General features: G+C 31.3%; 6 protein-coding genes. 5 read left to right on the forward strand and 1 reads right to left on the reverse strand.

Annotated features, from left to right (window positions below):
- The first annotated feature begins 130 nt into the window (after window positions 1–130).
- The 3 genes from OEV82_RS15760 to OEV82_RS15770 all read left to right on the forward strand — a co-directional run bounded on the left by OEV82_RS15760 (window position 131) and on the right by OEV82_RS15770 (window position 3458).
- Window positions 131–628 (forward strand): 5' nucleotidase, NT5C type, encoded by a 498-nt coding sequence (locus OEV82_RS15760; RefSeq protein WP_263062406.1) that lies wholly within the window; start codon window positions 131–133, stop codon window positions 626–628.
- Between the two features lie 150 nt (window positions 629–778).
- Window positions 779–1219, forward strand: a complete 441-nt coding sequence (locus OEV82_RS15765) for a hypothetical protein (RefSeq protein WP_173660991.1) — start codon at window positions 779–781, stop codon at window positions 1217–1219.
- Window positions 1220–1274: 55 nt separating this feature from the next.
- A complete protein-coding gene (locus OEV82_RS15770; RefSeq protein WP_173660993.1) occupies window positions 1275–3458 on the forward strand; it encodes a glycoside hydrolase domain-containing protein in 2184 nt (727 codons plus the stop codon).
- Between the two features lie 38 nt (window positions 3459–3496).
- Here the strand turns inward: OEV82_RS15770 and OEV82_RS15775 are convergent, their stop codons facing one another.
- Complete coding sequence (locus tag OEV82_RS15775; RefSeq protein WP_173660995.1) at window positions 3497–4813, reverse strand: YcxB family protein; 1317 nt, start codon at window positions 4811–4813, stop codon at window positions 3497–3499.
- A 366-nt stretch (window positions 4814–5179) separates the two neighbouring features.
- Here OEV82_RS15775 and OEV82_RS15780 point away from each other — a divergent pair, with 366 nt between their 5' ends.
- Together OEV82_RS15780 and OEV82_RS15785 are read left to right on the forward strand one after the other, a co-directional pair.
- Window positions 5180–5443: a hypothetical protein gene (locus OEV82_RS15780; protein ID WP_263062407.1), complete on the forward strand. Its 264-nt coding sequence runs from the start codon at window positions 5180–5182 to the stop codon at window positions 5441–5443.
- Between the two features lie 97 nt (window positions 5444–5540).
- Window positions 5541–5960, forward strand: coding sequence for a sigma-70 family RNA polymerase sigma factor (locus OEV82_RS15785; RefSeq protein ID WP_263062408.1), 420 nt, complete (start codon window positions 5541–5543; stop codon window positions 5958–5960).
- The last annotated feature ends 168 nt before the right edge of the window (window positions 5961–6128 follow it).

The raw sequence follows: 6128 nt of genomic DNA on the forward strand, positions 1-6128 counted from the left end.
AGCTGAGATAATTCACTTAAATGGTGATAGTTATCGAATGAAACATAGAACCTCTATTTTTGAATCATCAAAAGTGTAAAAAATAATTTATCAAAAACTGTAACATTTTACTTGACGCTCACACGTTGATATGGATCAAGTAATAGCAGAACTAAATAATCCTTGGTTAAAGATTATTAATAAAAATGAAAATGAGAATGTGAAACCAGAAGACATTACGGATTGGCATATGGCGAATTTCTTTAAATGTGGAACAAAGATTTATGAGTATTTAACCTATGATTTGTTTCGAAACTTGCCAATTGTGGAGAACAGTCAAGAAGTTGTTAGAGAATTATGTGAAAAACATCAAGTCTATATCGTTACCTCCGCAACTACTAAACCTGAAATTATGGTGGCGAAATGGGAGTGGCTTGATGAACATTTTCCGTTTATCCCGAAAGACCAAGTAGTTATGTGTGGAAAGAAAGATGTAGTTAAAACAGATGTGCTTATTGATGATGCTCCGCATAATCTTGAGGGATTTCAGGGTGACCAGAAATTGTTGTTTGACCGACCATATAATAGGAAAGAAACTCGATTTGTTCGAGTAAGAGATTGGGAACATATACGAGAGATGTTCTTGTAAAAAACAAGTTAACACAACAATGATTTTATATTTTTGTGAACTAAGAAAGTCTAACCAAGGCTTTCTTTTTTATTTCCTTATAAAGCTATTATTCTTGCTTATTATAAATAAGCCTATTAATAAATCGTTAAATGGAGGTGCATGAGTCAAATGACGAAAAAGACATTGATGTTAATTTACAGAATCGCTTGGATTGTCGGTATTTGCTATTTCTTTATTCATGGAGAGTTCTCCAAGGCTGTTGTCACTGTAATAATTGGTGCTATATTTCATATTATCTTTTTAACAAAAGTATATGGATTGAACAGTAAAGGAACAAATAGTGGTAATTCACATCCTTATCTCAATAAGGCTTATGTGAATGATGATCATTACTCTAATGATTTCGGATGGGGAGGAGATTCAGATTCCTGTGATTTTGGTGGAGTGGATAGTGGTGGAGATTGTGGGGGAGGGATTAATGCAATGACTTTAATGAGTGAGGTTTACAACCAAAAAGGAAGTTCTAGAAAGGGCTTTCTTTTTTTTATTGATTTTTTGAGGATTTTTATAGGATTTTTTATACAGATTTTTCATACTTTTCAATTTTAATAAATAGTTACACTTAAATCGTAAGTTAAATAAGTTTAAGAAAGGGGAAGATAAAATGGCTGATGAAAGAGTTAGAGATGTACAAAGATGGTTAAATGAAACCTACAGCAAATATGTTGGAAGGTACAATTCAGTTGAAGAAGATGGGAGGACAGGATTTAGAACCGTATGGGCTTTAATTCGAGCTTTACAAATTGAATTAGGAATTGCAAATACTGCGGATAACTTTGGTCCAACAACAGAACGAGAGTTTAATAATCAAATAGGTGTATTAAGAAAGCAAAAGGAAGGAGATCCTCCAAATAATATTATTAAAATACTTCAAGGCGGATTTTACTGTAAAGGATATAATCCGGGAGGTTTTACGGGAAGTTTTTATTCGGGAACTGAAAATGCAGTAAAGGCATTTCAGCGTGATATAGGTATTGAAGCGGATGGTGGAGTAACAGCAAAAATCTTTAAAGCTCTATTAAATACAGATGGATATAAATTGTCTTCTAATTATAGAGCGAAGGGATATATTCGTGAGATTCAACAAGCATTAAACCGAGAATATGCTAATTATAAAGGAAAAAAATGGTTTTTTGATTATATTCCGACAAATGGAATTTACGATAGATATACAAACAAGGCATTAATTTATGCATTGCAGATCGAAGAAGGCCTTGAAGATGTTGCGAACGGTAACTTCGGACCAAGTACAATTTCAAATTGTCCAGTATTACGATTAGGCGACTCAGGTCCATTTGTGAAAATATTACAATGGGCTTTATCATGTAATGGTGAAGAATTTAGAATCCTTAGCATGAATGGTGTATTTGATGAGCCTACTAGAAACAGAGTAATTGAATTTCAGAGATTCATGGCTTTGCCTGTTACAGGAATTGCAGAGGTTATGACAATAAAGCAATTATTAACATCAAATGGCTTAACATCTAGAACGGCTGTTGCTTGTGATACATCTTATATTATTGATATACCTAAAGCTGAGACACTGAGACAGCATGGGTATGAAGTGGTAGGTAGATACTTAACAGGATATGTTCTAAGAGGAGGAAAGCGTGTTCCGAAAGCATTATCTCAAGCAGAATTAACAACAATTTTCCATTCAGGTCTTCGAGTGTTTTTAATTTATCAAGATGGGGGTTATACGAAAGAGTATTTCCAGAAAGAAGGAAGAGGTAGAGAAGATGCTCATAAAGCACTTAATGCTGCATGGAACTTAGGAATACCTTCTGGTGAAACAATTTATTTTGCTGTAGATTTTGATGCAATGGATCATGAAGTGACACAACTAATTTTGCCATATTTTAGAGAAATTAAAGATGTATTTTTAAAATATCAAACAGATTCAGATTACAAAGATTTACCTAATTACCGTATTGGTGTCTATGGAGCTAGAAACATTTGTACGAGGGTTTCAGAAGAAGCGTTAATTGATGCATTTAGCTTTGTTGCGGATATGTCAACAGGATATAGTGGAAACTTAGGATTCCCAATGCCTAGAAACTGGTCTTTTGACCAATTCTTTGAACAACCGATTGGAACAGGCGATGGTAAATTAGATATTGACAAATGTGGATATTCAGGCTTAGATGAAGGGGTATCTAGAATTGATTTAAGTTTGGTGAAAAGTCCTGAAGAAATTGCAAGAAGGCATAAATTTGTAGAATTTATTTCAAAGATTCCTTTTTTAAAGGAATTTAAAGAGTTATTTACTCCGGAGTTTACTTTTAATCAAACTTGGAAACTAGGACCAGTGGCTGGTGTTGAAGCGACTATTGAAACGGAAACAAGTTTTGATCCTTCAGATCGAGAAGATGGTTTAAGTTATTTCAGAGTTGTAGATGGTAGTATTATAGATGTTGAATTAGATGATTTGATAGCAGGAACAGGTTTAAGTCTAGATGTTAAAGAGATTGTTAAAGACTCATTAGAAGGAATTACACAAACTATAAACTTTGGTTCTATTGGATTTAAAGCTAACGCAACCAATGAAATAATTGAAATATCCCTTAAAATAATGGAAGAGAGTATTCCTGTTCATTTTGAAGGCATTGAAGATGTTGAACTAGCGATTTCTTTAAATTTAACCATAGAAAATAACAAAGGTGACGGCAATAAGATTATTGATCCAATTTCAGATTTAACAGAAGTAGTAGTTATGATTATTGCGTTTTTGGAAATAATTTCAAAATTACTTGGCCTGAAAGATTTTCCTGCATTTAGACCAGTTTAATTGATTAACAACTCCTGTTGTTTTAACAGGAGTTGTCATCATTTTTCTATTAATAAAAGTCTTTCCTCATATAATTGTTCCTTACTCTTTTCTTTCCACTGAATTATTAATTCAATTTTATTAATATCTTCAAAAGCTGTCGGTTCAATGATAGTAAAGCCCGTTTCCTCATTTATAAACAGGAGATATTCTGTACCCCCAACAATTATCTGCTCTATATCTATATAATCAGCTATGTCCTCACTATAAACAAACGTATGTATTCTTTTTTCGTGCCTCTCATGAAATATGGTGCTAATTTCTACAGTAAATTCATCCAAAGCGTCTACAGAAATCCCTGAATTATCCTTGATAAACAACTCACTCTCATGATATTTGATCTTATCAAAGATGACTTCTACCTCAAAGTTATCAATAAAGAAATGCTCACTTTCACCGGAAAATATTCGGTTTGTTTCTTTTGTTGGAACGTGTATTTTTTCTAGATATTGTTTTTCCGCTTCATTTACTAGATTTGAAAGTGGTATTCGAACATGAGTTGCCGAATCTAATTCCTCAAAGATCTTATGCATATTCCGTCTAACATTGTCAATTTCTTCAACTGTTAGATTATCTTTAATGATAGACTCAGAAATATCCTCACCAACATATTCAAATAGTCCATAAACATCTTGCTCTAGTTCATATACGGGTCCTGTTGTTTCTTTTTGTGATGGAGTTAAAGAAGTTAATAACATAATTAAAAGGACCACCACTAAAACGATTCGTATAGAAAACAAAGGTTTGTTGATAAATGGTTTGGAACGAATGAAGTTGTTTAGATTCTTTTTTATTTTCTCATTGAACTTCACCTGTTCTTCTTTCGTTAGATTATGAGGTTCTTTTTTTACAATGATAAAAGTTTTGTCTGTTAAGTAGAGGAAATAACGAAAATCATCCTCTCCAACTTGAACTATATCTTGCCAACGTAATGATTTTGATTTTTTATTTTCAGGTGAAGTAGTAATTCCATTTTCATCAACAATTATGGTACTTTCATTACCAAAAAAAGATTTTTTTAATAAATGTTTTCGTTGAATCCAGCATATTAAAACATACAAGAGTTGTACCACTAACGGAACAAAAGCAAATAACACGATAATTAATTCAACAAAAGCAATACCCCATTTAGCAAGGGAGTAATCTACTTTTTGGCTTTTTTCGAACCATATGATTAGAGAAATAAAAATAATAATGTAAATTACATATCTTATTATCTCTTTCTTTTTCTCTTTTTTATCGTCATTTGATATTTGCCATTTGTTTTTTTGAGCTGCCCATATATCTTGAGATTCAATTTTAAATTTAGCTTTCATAGAATCCTCCTATTGAAATCTAATGTTTTTTTAGGTAATAATACTCGGAACTAAATTAAGAATTATATAATAATTTTAACTCTAAAAATCATTTAGGAAAAGTAGGTACTTTTTTTCTAAACATTGTCATTATATTAATAACATTATCAGAACTTAGTCATGAAAAATAATGACTTAAAAACTTGGGTCATTACTTCTTTAATCTCTCCTATTGATTCAAGAGGAGACATTTGTTTTTTTAATTCTTAATTTTTTCTCTATAATCAATTCTTTTTTTATAATACTTTTCTTACACTTTCTTAATACTCACTATATTAAAAAATAAATTATAATTATTACAACTTTAAAAAATGAGGAGGGATGCTAATGGATTTAAATATCTATGACATAGCATTAGTTCCTTTAATTTCAGGTCTAGTTGAAGTTTTTAAACAAATAGGAGTTCCTAATCGTTATTGTTCATTAATTTCAATAATTATAGGATTGATATTTGGAATTTTATTTATTGAAGAAGGTACGTTAAAAAGTTCAATTTTAATAGGATTAATGCTTGGATTGTCAGCTAGTGGACTTTATAGTGGAACAAAATGTGTTCATGAAACAATCAAGCATGTTAAAGAAGATAAATAGCAATTTAGTACTATTTCCAATAGTAAATAAAAATGGTATAATTAAAACACAACGAACATACGTTCGTAGTTAATTGCAATAAAAGGGAGTGGTATATATGCGATTACTACACATGACAAAAGAGGAACGTAAAAAATGTATAAAGAATGTTGAAAAGCATTTAAGAAACTATAATAACTACAAAATTTCCTTATCTAATCTTGAAAGGCAGTTATCTATTGCCTCATCTGATAATCCTCGTTACTATTCTCCACCTCACTCTAATAAACATTCATCCGAGAAATTCATTAAATCCGAAATAGAATTTATGAAAATGCTAATTGAGATAATAGATAAGGCATTAACTGAACTTTCAGATATAGAGCGTGAGTTTGTTCAATATCGCTATTTCAACAAATGGACAGTAAATAAAACGGCATTAGAAATGGGTTATAGTGAAAAAGCAATTTTTACTATCCGAAATCAAGTGATGGACAAGTTGATAATTGGTCTTGGAAGTCTTTCTTTTATGCAATAACGATTAAATTAAAAAACAGTAAACCACTTAGTGATTAGCTAAGTGGCAGACTGTCGACAAACCCCAACTCAAATGCTTCATTTGAGTTGGGATTTGTCTTTTTTTGCTCATCATTTTCTAAGATTCTTATCTTATTTAGGCTGGACATGGTCTTTTCCATGTCCAGTT

Origin of the sequence: Pallidibacillus thermolactis (genome assembly GCF_025660415.1) — a bacterium.
Classification (GTDB): domain Bacteria; phylum Bacillota; class Bacilli; order Bacillales; family Caldibacillaceae; genus Pallidibacillus; species Pallidibacillus thermolactis.